This is a genomic window from Bacteroides muris (ex Afrizal et al. 2022) (assembly GCF_004793475.1).
GTDB classification, from domain to species: Bacteria; Bacteroidota; Bacteroidia; order Bacteroidales; family Bacteroidaceae; genus Bacteroides; species Bacteroides muris.
In genome coordinates this window covers 1-19,044 of the sequence record NZ_SRYZ01000039.1, presented here as the reverse complement: position 1 = coordinate 19,044, position 19,044 = coordinate 1, and the positions used below count along the sequence as shown (strand labels likewise).

Below are 19,044 nucleotides of genomic sequence, written 5' to 3'. Positions count from 1 at the left end.
TTTGCAATGTTCTCCTGCGCAATTTTTAAATCTTATTGATTATGGATACAGGAGTTGGTTTCATTAATCTTGATGATTCTGTAAAAATTGCGCTTAACATAGCACTTGCAGTGGCTCGTGAAAATGCGAACGAGTGTTACACTCCCTCGCATTTGTTGAAGGCTCTACTTCATAAAGATGTAGGGCTAAGAGATTTTATAATAAGTATAGGTAAGGATTTGGGGTATCTGGAGGAATGGGCGGATGTCCATATCGAACAATGTCCGAAATCCACCCGGTTCGCCGAAATCAAGCCGTCGGAGAAGATCGATGCCGTTTTCCGTGCCGCCGATGATGCGCGGATACAGATGGGGCTGTTTGACATCAATCCCATCTGCGTGTTGCTGGCACTGACGAAACCGGGCATCGCCTTTTCCAGTGACCAGCTCAGGTCTTTCCCTATCCTGGAGAAAGATATCCATTCCATATATACAGGCAACGAACCGGCGGGAGTTTCCGGCAACGTGCCGGAGAGTTTCATTCAAAGCTCCGTTTCCTCTTCCACTTCCTTTCTCACCAAGTATTGCGTGGACCTTACCGCCACCGCGGCAGACAGGCTTTACCCGACCATCAACCGTGACCGGGAGAACCGCATGGTCATGGAGGTGCTGGGCAGCCGCAGCAAATCGAACGTGTTGATTGTCGGTGACGCCGGGGTGGGGAAAACAGCCCTTGTGTACGGGCTTGCATGGAACATAGTCAACCATAAGGTGCCTTCGTTCCTGGAGGGAGCCCGTGTGTTTGAGCTTGACAATGCCTCGCTCATAGCAGGCGCCACCTACAAGGGGGAGATAGAGGACCGTTTGAAAAATATCGTGAAAGAGTTGCGCGGCATTGACAACGCCATCCTGTTCATTGACGAGATTCATATCCTGCTGGACAGCCGGCAGGGCAATTCCGGCGCCGGCAATGTGCTGAAGCCCGAATTGTCGCACGGCGACCTGACCGTTATCGGCGCCACCACCATTGACGAATACCGTAAGATTATAGAGCCTGACCATGCGTTCAACCGCCGTTTTGAGGTGGTGCAGGTCAATGAGCCTGACTTGAAGTCCGCCATACAGATGCTGCATTCCGTCCGGCAATCATACGTGGAGTACCACCGGGTGGGAATCAGCGACGATGCCGTGGCGGAATGCGTGCGCCTTGCCAAGCGGTATGTGAAAGACCGCCGTTTGCCCGACTCCGCCATCGGCTTGCTGGACATGACACTTTCGGCCATCAAGATGGTCAATGAAACAGGAAAGAAGGATACGGAAGCCTTGTTTGCCCGACTGGACGAGATAGAAAAGGAGGAAAAAACTCCTCAAGAAAAGGCAGAAGAGCTGAAAACGCTGCTTTTTCTGATGCACAACAAATTAAGCCCCATCCTTCTGGGCGTGGTTTCCGATGAGGCGGATATCCATGAATTGCAGGAGTATGAAGAGCTGGCGGCTTACCTGCGGAGCGCACTGGCTGCCATCCTGTCATTTGCGGAAAAGAGCATAGAGGAGGTAGGAATTTATGAGGTTGCCGCCGTTGTCGCCAGCAAGACGGGCATTCCTATCGGCAAGATACAGTCGCAGGAGAAGGAACGCCTGCTCAACATGGAAGATTACTTGCGCCGTCGGGTTGTCGGTCAAGACCAGGCGCTGAAAACGCTGACCGATGCCATTCTTGAATCCCGCAGCGGTATGAACAAGCCGGGCCAGCCCATCGGTTCCTTCTTCCTGCTGGGGCCTACCGGTACCGGCAAGACCGAACTTGCCAAGGCACTGGCGGAGGCGCTGTTCAACGATGAAAAGTCCATGATCCGTTTTGATATGTCCGAATTCAAGGAGGAGCACTCCGCCGCCTTGCTTTACGGGGCGCCTCCGGGATACGTGGGCTATGAGGAGGGCGGTATGCTGGTGAATAAAATCCGCCAGCAACCCTACGCGGTGGTCCTCTTTGACGAGATAGAGAAAGCGCATCCGTCCGTCTATGATATTTTCCTGCAAATCATGGATGAAGGGAAACTGCATGACCGTCTGGGCAAGGAAGGGGACTTCTCCAACTCCATCGTGCTGTTCACCTCCAATGTGGGCAGCGAATGGCTGACGAAGCAGTTGGAATCGGGCAATGTGCCGGCTACCACCCAGATCATGGAGGTGATGGGGCAGTATTTCCGTCCGGAGTTCCTGGCGCGTCTGTCGGAAATCGTTCCGTTCTTTCCTATCCGTGAAGACATCCTGTTGAAGATATTCGATATACAGTTCAACAGTGTCAGGAAACTGCTGGACAAGCAAGGTATCGGTATCACCATCAGTGACGATGCCCGGAAAATGCTTGCCCACAAAGGATTCACTCCCAAATACGGCGCCCGTCAGGTTGCCGGGGTTATCCGCAACTACCTGCGCAGACCGATTTCGCGGCTTATCATCAATGAAGAGCTGTGCAAAGGAAAAAATCTGGAGGTGGGTCTGGACGAACAGAATGAATTAACCTGGAATATTCACCAATAATCAAGTACAGTATGTTTGGATATACAGTATTCTTAAAGATCGGCAATCTTGCCGCTTCCTCGCTGGTCGATATGTATAAGGACAGTTACCAGCTTATCGGCTGTGAGTTCGGGTTCGCCCAGGGGATAGACATCAAAGGACAGGCCCAGACCGAGGTGAAAGGCGGTACGTTCTATGTGACTTACCCCCATCTTCCCAACCGTGACATGATCCAGTGGATGCTGGATGCCCGCAAGTATCAGAATGGAGCCGTCGTGGTTCATGACAACCAGGGTTCCACGCTCGAAAAGATACTTTTTGAGAAAGCGACCTGTGTGGATATGGAAATCAGCTATATCCGGCAGGGGAAGAGCTATATCGCAACCAAGCTGACCGTGCAGGCTCAGAAGCTGACGTTCGGGTCGGAGGAATTTGAAAATCAGTGGGTATTTTAAAAACAACAATGTTATGGGACTCTTTAGTTTTCCGCAAGTGGACAGCAATGTGAATGTCATCTTCAGTGTTGACGGTGACGAGTATGCAGTGGAACAGTTCAAAATCGGTTTTCACCAGCCTGTCGATGGCATAAAGAATCAGCCGGAAGGGGAAGTGCGTGGCGGACGCATCATGATTACTCTTTCGCAAACAGTGAAGAACAACATCTACGGATGGGCCGTGAAACCGTGGATGAAAAAGAGCGGGGCGGTACTGTTCAAGACCGGTACGTCCGGGGTGATATTTGAGGTGGCGTTTACGAATGCGTATTGCGTCAATTTGAAACGGGTTATTGAATCTTTGGGGCAAGGCTTGTCAACTACCTTGATTCTGTCTCCTGAAAGTGTAAGCGTGAATGGTATTGAATTTGATAATCGGTGGGTGAAATAGTTATGCAAGGAAGAAATGAATCAAATATTATTTCGTTGGATTTATATACCAATTTATTAAGTTCTGGTAACTTATATGAAGGATATGTTGAGAATTGCGGTTATGCATTTTATGAAAATATCCCTATATCTACTAGTATTAATAAAACTACGCTTATCTATGATTCATATAATGTATGTAAATTAGATATTTCTCCTAAAGCATATAGAGCTAGTTCTAAAATTTGTAACACACATTTAGAACAATATGATGATTCATGGTTTACTCCTGAAAATGTTCTAAAAGCAACTTCTGCTTTGTCTTTATCAATTATGGTAGATGATGTTACAGGAATAGGAGTTGCGGATGATATTTTACTTCCATTTGTTTGGGCTGGTGGTTGTTTGTGTTATATTGCCGCTGTTATATATTACAAAAATGTAGGTAATGGAAATTCTCATTATCCAGGACCATGGTCTGAAACCCAAATACCTAAAACGCACTATACGATGAGAGAACCTATTGCAATGCCAAATCCTGATAATTTTTCGAATGGAGGAGGTAATTATTTTTTGCCAGGATTAGCTTATGCAATACAAGATTATTATCAAGTAACTTCTGTAGATACTGTTAAAAATACTTTTATAGAACATTCTGTTGAGCATAATTATAGATATAATGAACAACAAAAGTTTAAAAGTGAATATTTTTATTTTAACCCTAAGCCACAAAAAGTTGTAAAGCCTTCGATTATTAATAAATTCAAAATAGCTAGGATAATAGAACAATTATATTCAAAAACATTAGTATTGCCTAAAGATAATACTAATGTTGTGCGAAAAGAACATGTTGAACCGATATTTCAAAAGAAAAAATCTGAATGAAAAATAGTATATTATATAATGATTTAAGTAATATGTTTGTCGTGATTCTGATTTCTTTAAATTTATTGTATCCATATACTTTTACAGGAGTTTGGTATCGCACATTTTTATTACTAGGTGCTATTGCCAGTTTTTATACATATCAAAAATTGAAACAAGCAAAGAATGATAGTTGGATTTTCCGTTCTTTATCAAGATTGAATTATATGTTTTTACTGGTGATGTTTCTCTGTTTTTTTATAGTGTTTTTAAATAAGGATATATTGTATAATGTGTACATATTTCCTTTTTACTTAATCTTGATAGGTATGTATTTAGGATTCATAATAACACGTATTTTTATTCTTAAGTTAAGTTGATTAGAGATATGGCGCAGTATAAGGTATTAATTATTTATATCATTTCTAATGGTTTGTCAAAAAAATCATTTGAGGATGAATTGGGAAAATACGGGCTGGAGCGATTGGGAGAGCAAGACATCTTCGCACTTCCCTTAGACGAATACCGCACGAAGGTACAAGCATTCAAAGCCTACCTGCGAGCCTATTCGCGCAAGCATCTGGACAGTCAGGACACAGTATTGTTCGTGGAGTCACGCATGAATCCGGAACGGACCCTGACTGCCATGTTACAAACCAATCTGATGAGTGAGGACGAATAAAAGATTACAGATATTATGAGTGCACAATCGTATATCAAACTTTGGACCGCCGAGCCCTCGGAACATGATGAGGTGCAGGCTTACGACCTGTTGAGTTATGAATATGACTTCCAGAAGTCGATGACCCCATGCGGGCAAGCGGCCGGAAAGACCACCGGGGGACAGATGCAGGTAAGCATAGCCGGATTTCCCTCGAAGGAGTTGCTGGAATGGATGTTCAATTCACGTATCCTGAAAAGCGGGGAAGTGATGAACACTTCGGGAAAGCTGGGGACACCAAAGGAAACAATCAGGTTCAAGGGAGCCCAATGTCTGGATTTCCATGTGCATTCGACCGTAAAAGAGAGTTGTACCTCGCTACTTATCCATTTCAGGGAAATGGAAGCCGGCGATTCGTGTCACCTAAATTTGAAATGAGATTATGAACTGGTTTGCTGCCTTGTTTAAACGGAAAGAGCCCGGAACGGTGAATGACCGTTATGCGATGAAGCTGTCCGTATGTCACGAGACATACACAGTAGAAGAATTTGACCTGCAATTCAAACGGAATACCGACCGTGACGGATTGCCGGAAGGTGAGGCATACGGCGGTTTCGTTACCTGTACCCTTGCGGGTATGCCGGGTGACGGTCTGCTGCGGTGGGGTGCCTACAGCCAACCATGCGAGGACGGGAACCTGCGGGTCTACCGGAAAGACAAACCGGACCAGGAAGCCGAATTCGTCCTGCGTTTCGTGGAAGGGAACTGCATCCGTTTGCAGCGTAAGGTTGACCGTATGAACCAAAAAAGCAGCATCACACTCCTGTTTGCCGCAAGGATATTGCAATTCAGTGACGACGAATTTGAAAATAACGAATGGCGCTGACAAGTATGGAAACGAAATTTTGCAAACTGCCTCTGGATTTTGGAGCCTTGCTCAGCGAGGATGTGGAAAACAGCCGCCTCGCGTCCTGTACGGAGATAGAGTCCATCGACCAGTTCATCGAGATGCTGATTGACACGGCTCCCGGGGAACACGCCTTTGACAAGGAGTTCGGTTGCGAGATTTTTTATCTTGATTTTGAGAGTATCATTTCGCATACCCGCTGGGAAGGGCAGTTTTCCGACTATATCACCCAAGCCATCACCCGGTACGAGAAGCGTCTTACGAATGTGAACGTCCGGGTCATTATCGACGATACCACCCGGCAGGACAATGTGTTCGAGGCTTCGACCATAAAAAAACGCGTGCAGGTATATGTCTATGGCAATCTGTTGCATACCGGAGAGAAGCGTTGTTTTTACTATGTGATTTATTTAGGACCCATTTCAACCCGATGACAAGCGTATGAGTATGGAGAAATATAACAAGGAGCAGATCAGAAACCGTATGCTGAAATATGCGGCGGCGTTCTGGGGAATCAAGAAAGCGGAAAATTTTGACCCTGTCGTCAAACTGATGCTTGAGGCGCTGTCCAACGAACTGTATATGCTGGGGGAAGACTTCACGGCCATCGAGACGCGGCTGCTGGAAAAAACCGCCCGCATTCTGACACCGGACATACTGACCTCGGCACTTCCCGCGCATGGTGTCGTGCATGCCTCTCCCATCGAGCCCGGCTACCTGATAACGAAAGAGTCGGGCATGTATTATGAGAATGACCTGCTGACCCAGAAGCTGTCCGCCGGAAGCATTTCCTTTTATCCGGCCTGTGACACCCTGCTGCACAAAGCCGATGTGAAATACATGGTGTGTGACGACATTCTCTATCAGGTGGACCATACCCTGTCGAAAACCATGATTGCCCGTACGGAAACAAGGACGCCCGCCCGCACGGTGTGGCTCGGCCTGGCGGTGGACGACTCGCTGACGGACCTGGAAAACATTTCTTTCTATCTTGACTTCCCCAACCTTACCGAAAGCTATGAATACCTGTTCCTGCTTCCGTGCACGGAATGGTCCGCCGGTGGAACCCCCATCCGGATGGAGCCGGGCATCTATGAGAAAAGCCGGTTGCCGGAGGAATCCACCCGTGCCTTCTTCCGGAGCTATGATGTGATGTCCGTCATAGACAAGGAGGTGATGGATCTATACAACAAGCATTTCCTGCGGGTTTCGCAACCGGTCCCCCTCGATGAGGTTGACAAGGAGCCCTTGCCGAAAGCCTTGTCTTCCTGTTTCGGGGAGCGTGTGCGGGAAAAGATGCAGGAAAAGCTGGTGTGGGTGAAAATCGTATTCCCCGCCCATTTCACTTCGGAAATCCTGGAGGAGCTTCATGCGGGCATCAACATCGTGCCTGTGGAAAACAAGCTGTTGCACGAACAAACCACCTCCCTCGAAGACACGTTCAGGGTGATTCCCCTGCGTACCGGCAATTACGAGTCCCTGCTGTCCGTGCACAGCGTGAAGGACTCGGACGGAAAGAGCTATCATGAGCTCCAGTATCCGGTACCCGGCTCCACGGAGAGTTACGGCACCTATTCCATCCGCAAGGGAGGCTGCGAGCGTTTTGACTCCCGCTCCGCCAAGGAACTGCTCGGCTATCTGCTGGACCTGCTGGATGACGAGACCCACGCCTTCCATGCCGTTTCGAGTGTCAAGCTGCAAGCGCTCGTCGGCCAGATGGAGCAACTGACGGCGCAACTGAAACAGGCAACCGACAACATGAACGAATACAGGGAGACACCCTATTACCTGATGATCGACCAGATGTCCGGCAAAGGGCAGGTCACCGTGAAATACTGGACCACCCACTGCGAGACAGGCAACCAAATACAGGCCGGCGTGGAGCTGTCGCCATACGCCACCACCTATCTGGACCCGAAGACACTCGCGCTTGTCAGTACCACCTACGGCGGGAAGCAAGCCCCCAAGAACCGGGAGCTGATCGATATCTACAAATACGGGATCATTTCACACGGGCGTGTGCTGACGCAAAACGACATAGCCAGCTTCTGCAAGAAAGAGCTTGGCGAGCTTCTGTTGCGGACAGAAATCCGCAACGGGGTGGAAATCAGCCCAGTTCCCACCGAAGGGCTGATACGCACCAAAGAAGTGCATCTGGTCCTGGGAACGAAGCTGGACGGGCCGTCGCAGGAAAAACAGATGAAAGACAGTCTGCACACCAGACTGTCTGCCTGCTCGCCGGACACATTCAATTACCGCATATTCATCGAATACAATAACGCATAAACATAGAACTTATGGACCCTGTCACCCAACATCTGATTTCATCGTACCTGCTGATGCCCGTACTGACTGTGATTTTCGGGATTGCAGCCTATTTTATCGCACGGAAGAACAAGCTGCTCAACAATAAGAAACTGATTGTCTATCTGCTGCTGTGCGGCATTGTACTTGCCCTGCCCGCCCTGTCTGGATTCATGGACTACAGCTTCATGCCCTACATCTATGTCCTGCTTGCCATCCTGTACTGGACCGCCGGGTATTACAACCGGTTCCTGCTGCGGAAAGTGTTCGCTTCGGGCAAGGAGACACCCTCTTTCGGTATCCGGTGCCTGCTGACGGTTACAGTCGTGCTGCTGGGCGCGGGGCTCTTCTCCGTAGTGTTCAACCTCTGCAACGAACTCCAGTACGGCATCTGGGCTTCCACCTGCCTGCTGCCTTTCGTCTTCCCACTCCTGTACACCCAGACGGTAAACAGCTATTTTGACATACCCCTTGAAATATACAAGGTCTGGAAGTATTCGGAAGAGTATGATTCGGACTCCTTGTACATCAACCGTGAGCGGAGCATCGTGGTGGATGTGGAAATTTTCCGCAAGGTGGACGATCCCGCCGCGGAGCGTATTACCGGCAAGGCGTCCGAAGATGTCATTTTCGGGCATTGGTTCCAGCGCATGATCGACGACTGCAACCTCAAATCGCCGTCCTCCCCGATAGTCTATCAGAATGACGGCGGCGCCTATTACGAATGGGTGTTCTATACCAAATCCTCCTTTTTCAAGAGAAGGTTATATATAGACCCGGACGTCACGCTTGCCGAGAACCGGCTGAAAAGCCATGATGTGATCATAGCCAAGCGCGTGGCGAACGAAATAGTGAATTACAAGGAATTTTAAAAAAACAGACATGATGAATACAAGAAAACAGAAACCGGGAAAGAGATATCCGCTGGTAAACTGGGCGGATGGAATGCCGGTCAACAAGAAGCATTTTATCCAGCTGGAGGACCATTTCACGGACCGGCTGTGCGAATACCAGTCATTCCAGCTGAACCGTGCCAATTACGGACTGCTCCCCTTCAGGAAAGGAGAAGCCGTTTCCGGTGATTTCAGCATCACGGAACTTGTCACGGGCACTCTGGAAGTCCGTTTGAAACGCTGCCTCGCCCTTACCGCCGGCGGCTACCTGATAGATTATGACGCGGGGGGAGACGACGAGCTGACCGCCAGTTTCCATATCGCCATTGACGAGACGGAGGATAAGGACCAGCGGTGGGATGTCATTCTGATGGCAGACCCTTTCGAGCGTCTGCCTTCGGGCGTCCCGGACGAAAAGGAGACCAGTCCCCGCCAGCCTGACGCGCTGCCCAACTACGCGTTGAGCGTCGTTCCGACAGGGCAGATTGACGGCAACAACCTGGGAAGGCACTTCCTGGTAATCGGCCGCCTGCGCAAAAACGGGAACCGCTGCGAGGTGGACGGGAACTTCATCCCTCCCTGTACCAGCATGTCCAGCCATCCGGACCTGAAAAACTACTATCTGAAATTCGGGCAGCTGGTCGATTCCATCGAGAAAGCCTCGTCGGATATTCTCGCCAAGGTGGAGAATGCGGAGAAGCAGACCCCGCTTGCCGTGAACATCGGCATGTTGTGCCGCCATGTCATGCTGTTCATATCCGACATCTATTTCTCCTACCGTAACGAAGGGCAGTATTATCCGCCCCTCCGTTTCCTGAATGTATTCTCCACGCTGGCCCACCGCCTGTATGTCTGCCTGGGATTTATGAACAAGGAAGAGAAGGAGGACCTGCTGAAATATTTCAACGAGTGGAACGGCATCAATCCCGGCGCTTACGAGGGGCTGTTGCGGGAAAACAGCGGCCTGTTGTACAACCACCAGAACATCCGTCCGCTGATGATAACCGCGGAGCGTTTCCTGTACCAGTTCAATGACCTGTGGACCACGCTCAGCCGGCTGGAATACATCGGCAAGCACAAGGAAAACATCGTGGTTGCCGAACGCTCCAGACAACCGAAGGAGACGAACGAGTCACGCTGGAACATATTGGACTGATAATTCATACAAGAACAACCATGGCAGAAGAGACAGACAAAATCGTATGTTTTGAGGAACGCCCCCATCTGTTCAACCAGCCGGATACCGACTTCAAGGCGGAAGTGGTGGCCAGCGGGCTGAAGGAGGGCGGGTATGACGCGGAACGCACCCTTATCTCCAGACGGGGCGACATGCGTCGCGGCTTCTCGAAGGACATCCAAGAAATACGCTCGGAATACTCCCATTACGACCTGACGGATTATCTGTATCTCCACGTGAACAGGCGCAGCATTTACGACGCCCTTCCGGAAGGCATCTTCCACAAGAATCTCCATCAGTCGGGGAAAGTGTCGAAAGAACAGGTACTGGATGAAATCCGCATCCACCGCGAGGAGGAATTCTTCGCCCGGCGTTTTTTCAAGCCTTTTGAAATCTCGCTGGACCATCTGCTGGTCGCTTTCCAGAACAAGGAGCGCCGTATCGACGAGATGAACGTGCACGCCGACTTTGTGAGCATCTTCTCCGGACAGTGGCCGGTGCTTAAGCTGCTGCCGCTCCATCTGGCGGTCATGCTGGTCCATCTGCTGCCCTATCTGGAACAGATTACCGCCAGCCTTGCGAAGACGGGCGAGTGCATGAGCATCCTGACCGGGGTGCCTGTCCGCCTGAAGAGAGGCGACAAATGCGTGACAGAGGCGCCTCCCGGTCTTGTCCCCCGGTTAGGCCGGTGCCTTTTGGGCGACACGATGGTGGCGGGGAACCGTTTTGCCGACGGCACATACCGGCTGCTGCTGGAAATCGGCCCCCTGTCCGCCCGGAAAATGGAGACCTTTTTCCCGGGAGCCGCCAACAACCGGATATTGAACGCCCTCATGGAGCTGTTCCTGCCATCGGACAAGGAGGTACAAGTCCGCTATATCATCCAACAGGAGGACGCCCGTTTCCGGCTGGGTACACCGGACGGACAGTGCGCGTACCTGGGAATCAGTACTTATTTATAAAGAAACAAAACATCATCCGACATGAAACCGAAAAATAACACCGAAGTGAGAAAGGCCTATCTGAGGTTCTCTGGCTACCTGACAAGCTGTATCGTGCTTGCGGTAACCATCTTTGCCTGTTTCCTCAAAACCTCCGGCACGGAGGTGAAACGGATTACGGAGCAGACGCTGGAATACGACCATGTCTATGCCAGGGAACTCGCCTTGGCAAACAGCGTGGATTCCGTGTACCAATACATGAAACTGATGAACACCTCGCCGAAGATCAACGACGTGCTTTTGCAAAGTGTGGTCAGCACACGCAAGATGAACCTGCTGAAGGATATCCAGGGCATGGATGCCAGGGATTGCAGGCTTTACAGCCGGCTGCTGGGAAATATCAACATATTCCTCGGGGTGAAGGATTCCATCCGCCTGTTGAACATTCAGGAGGAGATGGTAAAAAAAGACCTGATGCAGTGCATCCAGGACAACTGGAAGACACGGCGCAGCCTGAGTGTGGGACCCAATAACAAACAATGAGAACGCTATGATGGACAATAATAGAAAAACACTGAACAAACGGGAAATCCTTATGGGACACGCATACGTATTCCTGTTTTTTTTCCTGACGACCGTGGCGTGCTGCCTTGCCATCTTCATGTGGAATTCGGACTTCAGGATGTTCGAGCAGAAGGAGTTTGTGAAAATCAAGATGAACCGTATCAAGGACTTCCAGCAGGAACAGGCCGAAAGCCAGATGCCCGTGGACTCCCTGTTCCGGAAGATAGAGGCTTTCCAGCCCGGCGTGTATGCCCAATACGAGGAGGACGACATCCACTACCTGATCAACAACCTGCGGAACACCTACGAAAGGAACAGCTGGGACAAACGGTACAAGCTGTTCATGCATATCGCCGATTTTTATGCCATGTGGCTGTCGGACAAGAAACAGCTGTGGAGCATCGAACAAAACATACGCCTGTTCAAAGCCAATCTGGAGGAGTGCGAGATAGGCTTGCGGAAGAAAGAGGAAGACCTGCGCTCGGGAACTAAAAACAAATGACGCCATGGGAAAGATTCGTACCAGAAAGATTCTGTTTGTAGTTGCAGCGATGCTGCTGTGTGTGCTTGTCGCCGTGCTGATCCGGCTGTTTTTTTCCAACCGTATCGTACGGATGACCCTGACGCCCATCGAGGTGGAAGTCGGGGAAGCCGTTCATTATGCGGACAGCACCCGCAACGCGGGTTCCTGGCTGTGGGAGTTCGGCAACGGGGATGTCTCGCATGAACGGAGCGGCCAGTACGTGTTCAAGGAACCGGGGCGTTACCAGGTCCGCCTTCAGGTGGACCATTCGCTGGAGAAGAAGCAAATCGTCAAGGTGAACAGACGGGCCAATAATTACGGAAGCGACCAGCTGGTCAAAATAGAGGCGCCGGCGACCGCCTTCCAGGGTGAGATCATTTCATTCAAGGGGTACGGGCCGTCAAGGGAATGGCGCTGGCAGTTCGGTGAATCGGGCATTGTGGACTCACGGGAGCAGAATCCGCTCTATGCCTACTCCGAGGCGGGCAGGTACGAGGTGCTGCTGACCACGGAAGAGACCCAATATCCGGTCCGGCACACCATTGAGGTTCTTCCGCAATATGCGGAGAACGACTCGACGGACGTGCTTGTCGTTATCGGCAACGACATCCGCGAGCATTTGCAGGCCATCGTGGACGGCAAGCCGTTCAATGTCCATTACAACTATATCCTCAAGAAGTACCTCTGTGGAAATCCGGACATTGCGGTGACGGTCAACAATAACAAAAAGAATGACTTCTACTCCTATTGCCAGGGATTGAAAATCATTGCCCGTCGGAAGACCCTCATCGACGAGGTGTTTGTGGATATGGGTGATAACCTGAGCAATGAATGTGTGATGCAACTGATGGTGACGCAGCACGAACGTTTTTCCGAATCAAAAAAGTAATGTGAGGCATGAAAAAGAACTGTTTGTCAATCCTGTTGAAAAGAGGATGGATTTGCGGAAGCATTATCTGTCTGGCGGCCTGCGGACCGGTACACCGTTTTACACGCGTGAAGAATGTCCCCCGCGAATATGTACGGAACTATTCCGTCGAAGGCGTGAAAGTCCCCCGCAGCCTGTCGCTGTTCAAGCATGACCCGTGGATTGTCCTTGCCAACGAGCCGGGGACAACCTACCTGAGTCCGAGCGGGAAGAATGAAATGCGCCCCGTGAACTATATGGATGCGTTTCTGGTCATCAAGCGCAAAGGCGACTGGCTTCAGTTGATCCAGTATGACCCCGCTATCCTGAAAAACGGAAAGCTGAAAGAGTGGAAGCAGGCCCGGTATTGCGGATGGATCAACCGGGACAACCTGTTGCTGACCCGAAGCGGTGTGACCGACATAGCTACGGGCTTCAAGAACAAGCAGGTGGTGATGCCGGCCGACAGTGCGGCACTGGCTGAACCGGAAACGTATTTCGTTGATGATTCCGTAAAACTGTTCAAAGATACCGACCTGACACAGGAAGCGGGCAGAATCCCGTTCTACGGCATTGTGTATCCTTATCAGGCATCGTCAGACAAAGGATGCGTGCTTGTGGCGGACCGGCCCAAACTCGACGCCGACAGTATCGGGGGGATGCCTGTCGGGTGGATAGACCGGCGGCTGCTGACCGAAATAGGCCAGCAACTGCATGTGGATATCGCCTCGCTGCCCGACAGCGCACTGTTGTTTAAGGACAGTGAACGAAAGGATACCCTGACGCTGGCATCCGATGATATGCGGCAGGTTCGGGAGTTTGCCGGGCGGCATCCCGCCATCCGGTACAGTCCGGTGTTGTCCTACCGGCACAATGATACGGCGTTCTGTTTCAGAACGCATGTGCCGATGCCGGTCATTGACAAACGGGAAAGCTATGTGCTGAACGTGAACGGCCATCCGATTTATTACGGAACCTTCAAGAACAAGATAGAAAAGGACCTGCAAAAAATAAACCTCGTGTTTGTCCTGGAAGGAAAGGATAAGGCCATCGAACAGTTTCCTGCCGTGGTGAATGCCATCCAAGGGTTGCAGTCCCAGCTGGCGAACGATGAGAGTTTCTCCTTCAAGTTCGGCGCCGTGCTCACTTTCAACGAGCCGGACAGCCGGGAAGATCCCATCTGCAAACTGACTCCCGACTATATGGAATTTCTGGATTTTCTGTCGGACAAGGCACGGAACGCGGAAAAACTGAAACCTGTTTACGGAAGATTCGGCAGCTGGTCGGGTGTCCGCACAGGGGTGGAACTGTTCAACAAATGTCGGGACGAGAGCAATGTCCTGGTGGTGGTAGGTGACAAGGGGTTCAACAGCGAATGGGCGGATTCCACTCTGGTGGACCGGCTGGTGGAGAATAACTGCCGGTTGCTGGGGTTCCAGCTTTACGGCGGAGAACCGGACAACTTCAACAATTTCGTGCTGCAAATCGGGAACATGATAGACTGCTCGGCTCCACGCATCAGCCGGAAGAAACGGGAACTGATTGTGTATCCCGAACAGCTGCGGAACGGAAACGAATATGCGGAGGTGAACCACAATACGTATTGCCTGGACTTTCCGAACCGGAGCATGACACAGGGATGGCTTGTCTTTCCGCAGAAAAACGAGTCGCTGGAGCTGGAGGGGCTGACTACCGCCGTGGACTCCATGCTGTTGCAGGTGAAGTTTGACAATACGCTGTTGGGCAACAGCCTGACAAGGGCGTTTGAGGAGGTGGGAACCCACCGGTATAAACTTGACTCGACACTGGTGGACTACTATCATATCCGCAGGTCAGGCGTGCAACCGATATTGTCTGTCCTGCCGGGTATCGAGCCGGGATGGAAACTGCCGGCAGAGCCTGTCGTATTGCCCGACTCGCTTTCGTCCGTAACGGACTATTACCTGCTTGTCAATGAAGAGGAGTTCAAGCGGCTGAGAAAGTATGTGGAAGTGCCCGCCAAACTGGTCCTGGACTATAAATATGAGGCGGTCAGAAAGAAAAAGCAGTCGAAGGCTGATATCTGCAACTGCCCGGACGATTATCTGCCGGCAGATACAGAGGAGGCTACCATACGTGTGAAGACGGACAGCCTGAACATACCGGAATATGCCCCGACGCGCCGTGTGAGAAGGCAACTGGTAAGGCATCTGCTTTCGGAACGCAACAGGGACAAGTACTGCAAGACGGGAAGAAGGGATTTCCTGAACATGCCTTTGTCGGAAGCGTTGCAACGGTTCACATCGTGTCCTGTGGATTATCCGTTCTTCGAGGTTTACCGGGTCAAGGACTTGCGGAAAAAGGAGATGATTACGGACGTGGAACTGGACGGGCTGATTGAGTATTTCAAGGAAAAGAAAAAACTGCTGGATGAGGCTGCCGGCAAGGCGTTCCGGTCCAACGGACAGGCTTATTATTGGATTAGTCGTGATTTGTTACCATAGTTGCTTACTTGAAATTTTATTATCATGATTTATCAAGCTATATTGAAAATTCGTGGCAAAGAAATTCCGATACTTTATTACAATTATCGCTGCCATATCCAACACCATGATGATTCGAACCTTAGAAGAATCATCCAGCTGCATATACAGGTTTGTGAAGAAATCGGAAACAGGGAGAATCTGCCGGTCGAGGGGGATTTGATTACGCTTGCGTTTGAATGCAGCGGAGACGAGGCGTTTTTTTATGACTGGCTGAATGAAGGGATGATGCAGGACGGGGAAATCCATTTTATTTATAATGAGGTGGAGGTTGCGGATATTTTCCGGTTCTGGGATTGCTATTGCGTGAAAATAGAGGAATACATGAGTGTCGGGAGCGCTCCGATGATGATGGTGGTGTATTTGTCGCCAGGGATTATCAAGAGGAATAATCTGGAGGTGAGGGAGAAGGTTTGGAAGGTGTCGGAAATTTCACAACAGCCGATTGCTCCGATTGCATCTGAATCGAAGGAAGAAAAACAGCCTGAGATTGTGGAGGTGTATTGGAAGGATGCAGAAGGAAATACAATCCTTAATGAATTACCTGAGGATGAAATGGTAACTCTTTATGCACGAGTGATAAATGCAAAATCAGGTGATAAGATTTCATTTACTATTATAGATGATGATGGTAATAAAATTGTTTGTGGTGAAGAGTGCGATATAGATCATAATGGAATAGCTATTATTAAAGAATTTGAATTGCAAACATATAGAAAAAAGCATAGAGATGATACTAAATGCTCAACTGAAAAGTACTAACCAAAGTATGTGTCATAATATTAATGATACTCCCCAAATATTACATGCTTATTGGGCCGATAAAGATGGAAAATTGATAAAATTTCCATCTTATAATTCTCGTTTAGTATATATATGTATTATTACGAACAAGGAAGCTGTTGGTAAAGACTATGATATTAGCTTTTTTCATATGGCTAATGGGAAAATAGAAAAAGTATGTATGAATATTGATAATATAGTAATAAATTCAACAAAAATGTTAGTTCCAATACCGTTTGATGAAAAAATATTTAAGGCAATAACTTCTAATATTATTGATGTTGAATTTTATTTGTTAAAAAAAGGTGGTAATAAGAGGTTTTATTTCAAAAATCAAAAATTAAAAATCCATGCTGTTATTTTTATTTGGGAAATAATGGAACACATGGGATGGTATATTGGAGCAAAAACTCAGCATAGGTGGTTTAAGACTCCATCTTGTGATAAACCATATCATTATTTTGATATTGAAAATATTATTAAGTTTGATGATGTTTTAAAGTATCGCCCAATTAATGATTTATACAATAAACTAATTGAAGATAAAGTATGGTTTACTTCTAATGCTCAGAAACAGTTAGTGGATGAAATTCGTAAAATGTTGATTATGGGACATGCGTCTTTACCTAACAATATAATAAAAGAGTCCCATTTTGGCAATTTTGAGAATAAACTTATAACATCATTTTGGCAAAAAAAACAAATAACACAAATTGATGAGTATTACATACAATATCAAGGATACATCCAACCTAAAATATTAGAGGTTATTTTTTCTTCAAATCGATCTGAAATTGTAAATGAATTATATGCTTCTCTTGGGGATTTTAGAATAAGAATTGCAGTAATGGGAAGTATACAGACTACCAATAAAGAATATTATAAGATAAATATTAAAAAAGTTGCTTTTTATATAATTGACAGCTTTGATTTTATTGATAATACTTTTTTTAGTCAACCTTTAGGGTTGTGGGATATAGTCAATAAAAAAATAGTTTTAGATATGAATATCAGAAATGCTCATTACATAACAAATAGTGATTACAATGATTATAGACATGACACAGGCATAGGACAGGATTATATTATATATAGTGATGTAAAGGAAATTGCAACTTCTGATAGTTTTTTTATTCATAAGAATGTTTTCAGTCCGAATTTAAAATTTTCAATAAAATGATAAGAATTAAAAATGCTATATATGTACTATTTGTAATAGTAATTTTGTACATGGAAAATATTTGTACAAATATATATTATATGAGTGGAGGTGTAAAAGGCGGAGAATCTGTTGTTTTGTGTGTGTTACTATTGATATTTATTATATATGATTTATTTATGAATGTTTTTTTATTTAGACTATGTGTATCATTATTACAAGTCTTATTTTGCTTGTATAGTATTAGTAAGAATATTGAAATGAGATATATTAATAATAATTTAATAGAATATGCCAAAAAGGGATGTGATATAGTACCTCCATCTGATGATGATTTTTTGCTATATTGGAAGATATGTTGCTTGTTTTTATCGTATTTATTGATTTGTTTATTGGTTCAATATGTACGTGATTTATCTAAAAGTAAACGAAAAATATGAAAACATTGAATTAATATGAAAGTTGCACAAAATATTTTTACGATTAATATATCGTGTTTTCTTTTTATAGACAGTTATTACGATTATACGCTAGACTATATAGAAAATGTAGCCCGGAACTTCACTAGGAAGTATCCTAGTTACCTTATTCATAAAAAGAGCGAAGACAAGATAAAAGCCTTTCTGACTGATACAGTCAAAGCTAAAGTGGAAACCTTTGCCGATGCAGAAGCGAAGAAAATAACCGTGACCGAAGTACGTGAGATAGCGGACTTGATAGCAGAATATGAGGGCATGGAAGGAGAACGAAAGAGTTCTTCACCTTTCGGCAATCATCCTATGGACGCTCCTTCTTTGGGTAGTACCGGAGTGGAACTTGCCATGAGTATGGATAACGGAGCTTCGGATATCCGTCCTGTCAATATTGCCAAACCTACAGGTGTATCGGGGAAACCCAAGATAATGAAACGAAGTGTTATCCGTGTAACTGTGGAGTTGGAAGTGCTGATGGAAACCAAACAATACCTGCATTTCTTGCAGGAACTGCCAGAGTTGTTCAGCCTGTATGAATTTCCGAACCTACGTTGCAGAGTAACATGGAAACAGAAACGGGTGAGCTATCAGGAATCTCCATTGCCCATTGAGGTGAAGGTTGTGGAAGACCGTAAATATCAGCGGTGGTTTGTGACCTTTACGGTATTGATGGTGCTGTGTTTCATCGGGATTATCACACTGTTCTTTTCCATTCCGAACTTGTATAAGCAGGACATTCATTTTTTGCGGAATGATACGATTCATCAGGAGTTCTCCATTTCTAATAGCCGGATAGACTTGAAGAATGTTAATTTGATGAATAATGGTGGGAAGGATACGCTTGTTGTTAAGGATAAAAAGATTATTATCGCCAAATAAAAAATGATGGAAAATTTGATTCATAATACTTCGTTAAAATTACAGTTAATCCGTTGAAAACAAATGAGTTAGTAAATAATATTTAGTATAATAAAATAGGCCAAGTGGCTGATTTTCATTATC

General features: G+C 47.3%; 19 protein-coding genes. All 19 read left to right on the top strand.

The annotated features are described in order from the left end of the window. Positions 1-41 precede the first annotated feature (41 nt). Positions 42-2,522 carry an ATP-dependent Clp protease ATP-binding subunit gene (locus E5355_RS14335; RefSeq protein WP_135036019.1) on the top strand — a complete coding sequence of 827 codons (2,481 nt, stop codon included), beginning with the start codon at positions 42-44 and terminating at the stop codon, positions 2,520-2,522. Between the two features lie 11 nt (positions 2,523-2,533). Beyond that, on the top strand, positions 2,534-2,956 hold the full coding sequence (tssD, locus tag E5355_RS14330) for a type VI secretion system tube protein TssD (RefSeq protein WP_005682901.1): 423 nt from the start codon (positions 2,534-2,536) through the stop codon (positions 2,954-2,956). A 13-nt stretch (positions 2,957-2,969) separates the two neighbouring features. Next, entirely contained in the window at positions 2,970-3,386 is a 417-nt protein-coding gene (gene tssD, locus E5355_RS14325) for a type VI secretion system tube protein TssD (RefSeq protein WP_005682902.1), read from the top strand. A gap of 2 nt (positions 3,387-3,388) precedes the next feature. After that, entirely contained in the window at positions 3,389-4,249 is an 861-nt protein-coding gene (locus E5355_RS14320; RefSeq protein WP_135036016.1) for a hypothetical protein, read from the top strand. Positions 4,250-4,616: 367 nt separating this feature from the next. Continuing rightward, positions 4,617-4,910: a hypothetical protein gene (locus E5355_RS14315; protein ID WP_135036013.1), complete on the top strand. Its 294-nt coding sequence runs from the start codon at positions 4,617-4,619 to the stop codon at positions 4,908-4,910. 15 nt (positions 4,911-4,925) lie between these two features. Further along, positions 4,926-5,327 carry a type VI secretion system tube protein TssD gene (gene tssD, locus E5355_RS14310; RefSeq protein ID WP_135036010.1) on the top strand — a complete coding sequence of 134 codons (402 nt, stop codon included), beginning with the start codon at positions 4,926-4,928 and terminating at the stop codon, positions 5,325-5,327. Positions 5,328-5,331: 4 nt separating this feature from the next. Next, positions 5,332-5,775 (top strand): type VI secretion system tube protein TssD, encoded by a 444-nt coding sequence (gene tssD, locus E5355_RS14305; RefSeq protein ID WP_135036007.1) that lies wholly within the window; start codon positions 5,332-5,334, stop codon positions 5,773-5,775. Further along, a complete protein-coding gene (locus E5355_RS14300) occupies positions 5,766-6,230 on the top strand; it encodes a GPW/gp25 family protein (protein WP_135036004.1) in 465 nt (154 codons plus the stop codon). Before tssD (E5355_RS14305) ends, E5355_RS14300 begins: the two co-directional genes overlap by 10 nt. A 7-nt stretch (positions 6,231-6,237) precedes the next feature. Then, complete coding sequence (locus E5355_RS14295) at positions 6,238-8,082, top strand: type VI secretion system baseplate subunit TssF (RefSeq protein ID WP_135036000.1); 1,845 nt, start codon at positions 6,238-6,240, stop codon at positions 8,080-8,082. Between the two features lie 11 nt (positions 8,083-8,093). Next, a complete protein-coding gene (locus E5355_RS14290; protein ID WP_135035998.1) occupies positions 8,094-8,972 on the top strand; it encodes a TssN family type VI secretion system protein in 879 nt (292 codons plus the stop codon). A 13-nt stretch (positions 8,973-8,985) separates the two neighbouring features. Then, the gene (locus tag E5355_RS14285) at positions 8,986-10,149 is read left to right on the top strand and encodes a hypothetical protein (protein ID WP_370868494.1); all 1,164 of its coding nucleotides are present in this window, start codon (positions 8,986-8,988) and stop codon (positions 10,147-10,149) included. Between the two features lie 20 nt (positions 10,150-10,169). Then, the gene (locus E5355_RS14280) at positions 10,170-11,132 is read left to right on the top strand and encodes a type VI secretion system baseplate subunit TssG (protein ID WP_135035992.1); all 963 of its coding nucleotides are present in this window, start codon (positions 10,170-10,172) and stop codon (positions 11,130-11,132) included. A gap of 21 nt (positions 11,133-11,153) precedes the next feature. Beyond that, a complete protein-coding gene (locus tag E5355_RS14275) occupies positions 11,154-11,654 on the top strand; it encodes a type VI secretion system TssO (RefSeq protein WP_005682914.1) in 501 nt (166 codons plus the stop codon). A 10-nt stretch (positions 11,655-11,664) separates the two neighbouring features. After that, positions 11,665-12,177, top strand: a complete 513-nt coding sequence (locus E5355_RS14270; protein ID WP_032838688.1) for a type VI secretion system transmembrane protein TssO — start codon at positions 11,665-11,667, stop codon at positions 12,175-12,177. Between the two features lie 4 nt (positions 12,178-12,181). After that, positions 12,182-13,087: a PKD domain-containing protein gene (locus tag E5355_RS14265; protein ID WP_005682916.1), complete on the top strand. Its 906-nt coding sequence runs from the start codon at positions 12,182-12,184 to the stop codon at positions 13,085-13,087. 8 nt (positions 13,088-13,095) lie between these two features. Beyond that, on the top strand, positions 13,096-15,588 hold the full coding sequence (gene tssR / locus E5355_RS14260) for a type VI secretion system protein TssR domain-containing protein (protein ID WP_135035989.1): 2,493 nt from the start codon (positions 13,096-13,098) through the stop codon (positions 15,586-15,588). Positions 15,589-15,612: 24 nt separating this feature from the next. Beyond that, positions 15,613-16,389 carry a type VI secretion system tube protein TssD gene (gene tssD / locus E5355_RS19975; RefSeq protein ID WP_228099393.1) on the top strand — a complete coding sequence of 259 codons (777 nt, stop codon included), beginning with the start codon at positions 15,613-15,615 and terminating at the stop codon, positions 16,387-16,389. After that, positions 16,358-17,590, top strand: a complete 1,233-nt coding sequence (locus E5355_RS14250) for a DUF6402 family protein (RefSeq protein WP_135035986.1) — start codon at positions 16,358-16,360, stop codon at positions 17,588-17,590. The genes tssD (E5355_RS19975) and E5355_RS14250 overlap by 32 nt, the downstream gene beginning before the upstream one ends. Positions 17,591-18,024: 434 nt before the next feature. Continuing rightward, positions 18,025-18,921, top strand: a complete 897-nt coding sequence (locus E5355_RS14245) for a translation initiation factor 2 (protein ID WP_135035983.1) — start codon at positions 18,025-18,027, stop codon at positions 18,919-18,921. Positions 18,922-19,044 lie beyond the last annotated feature (123 nt).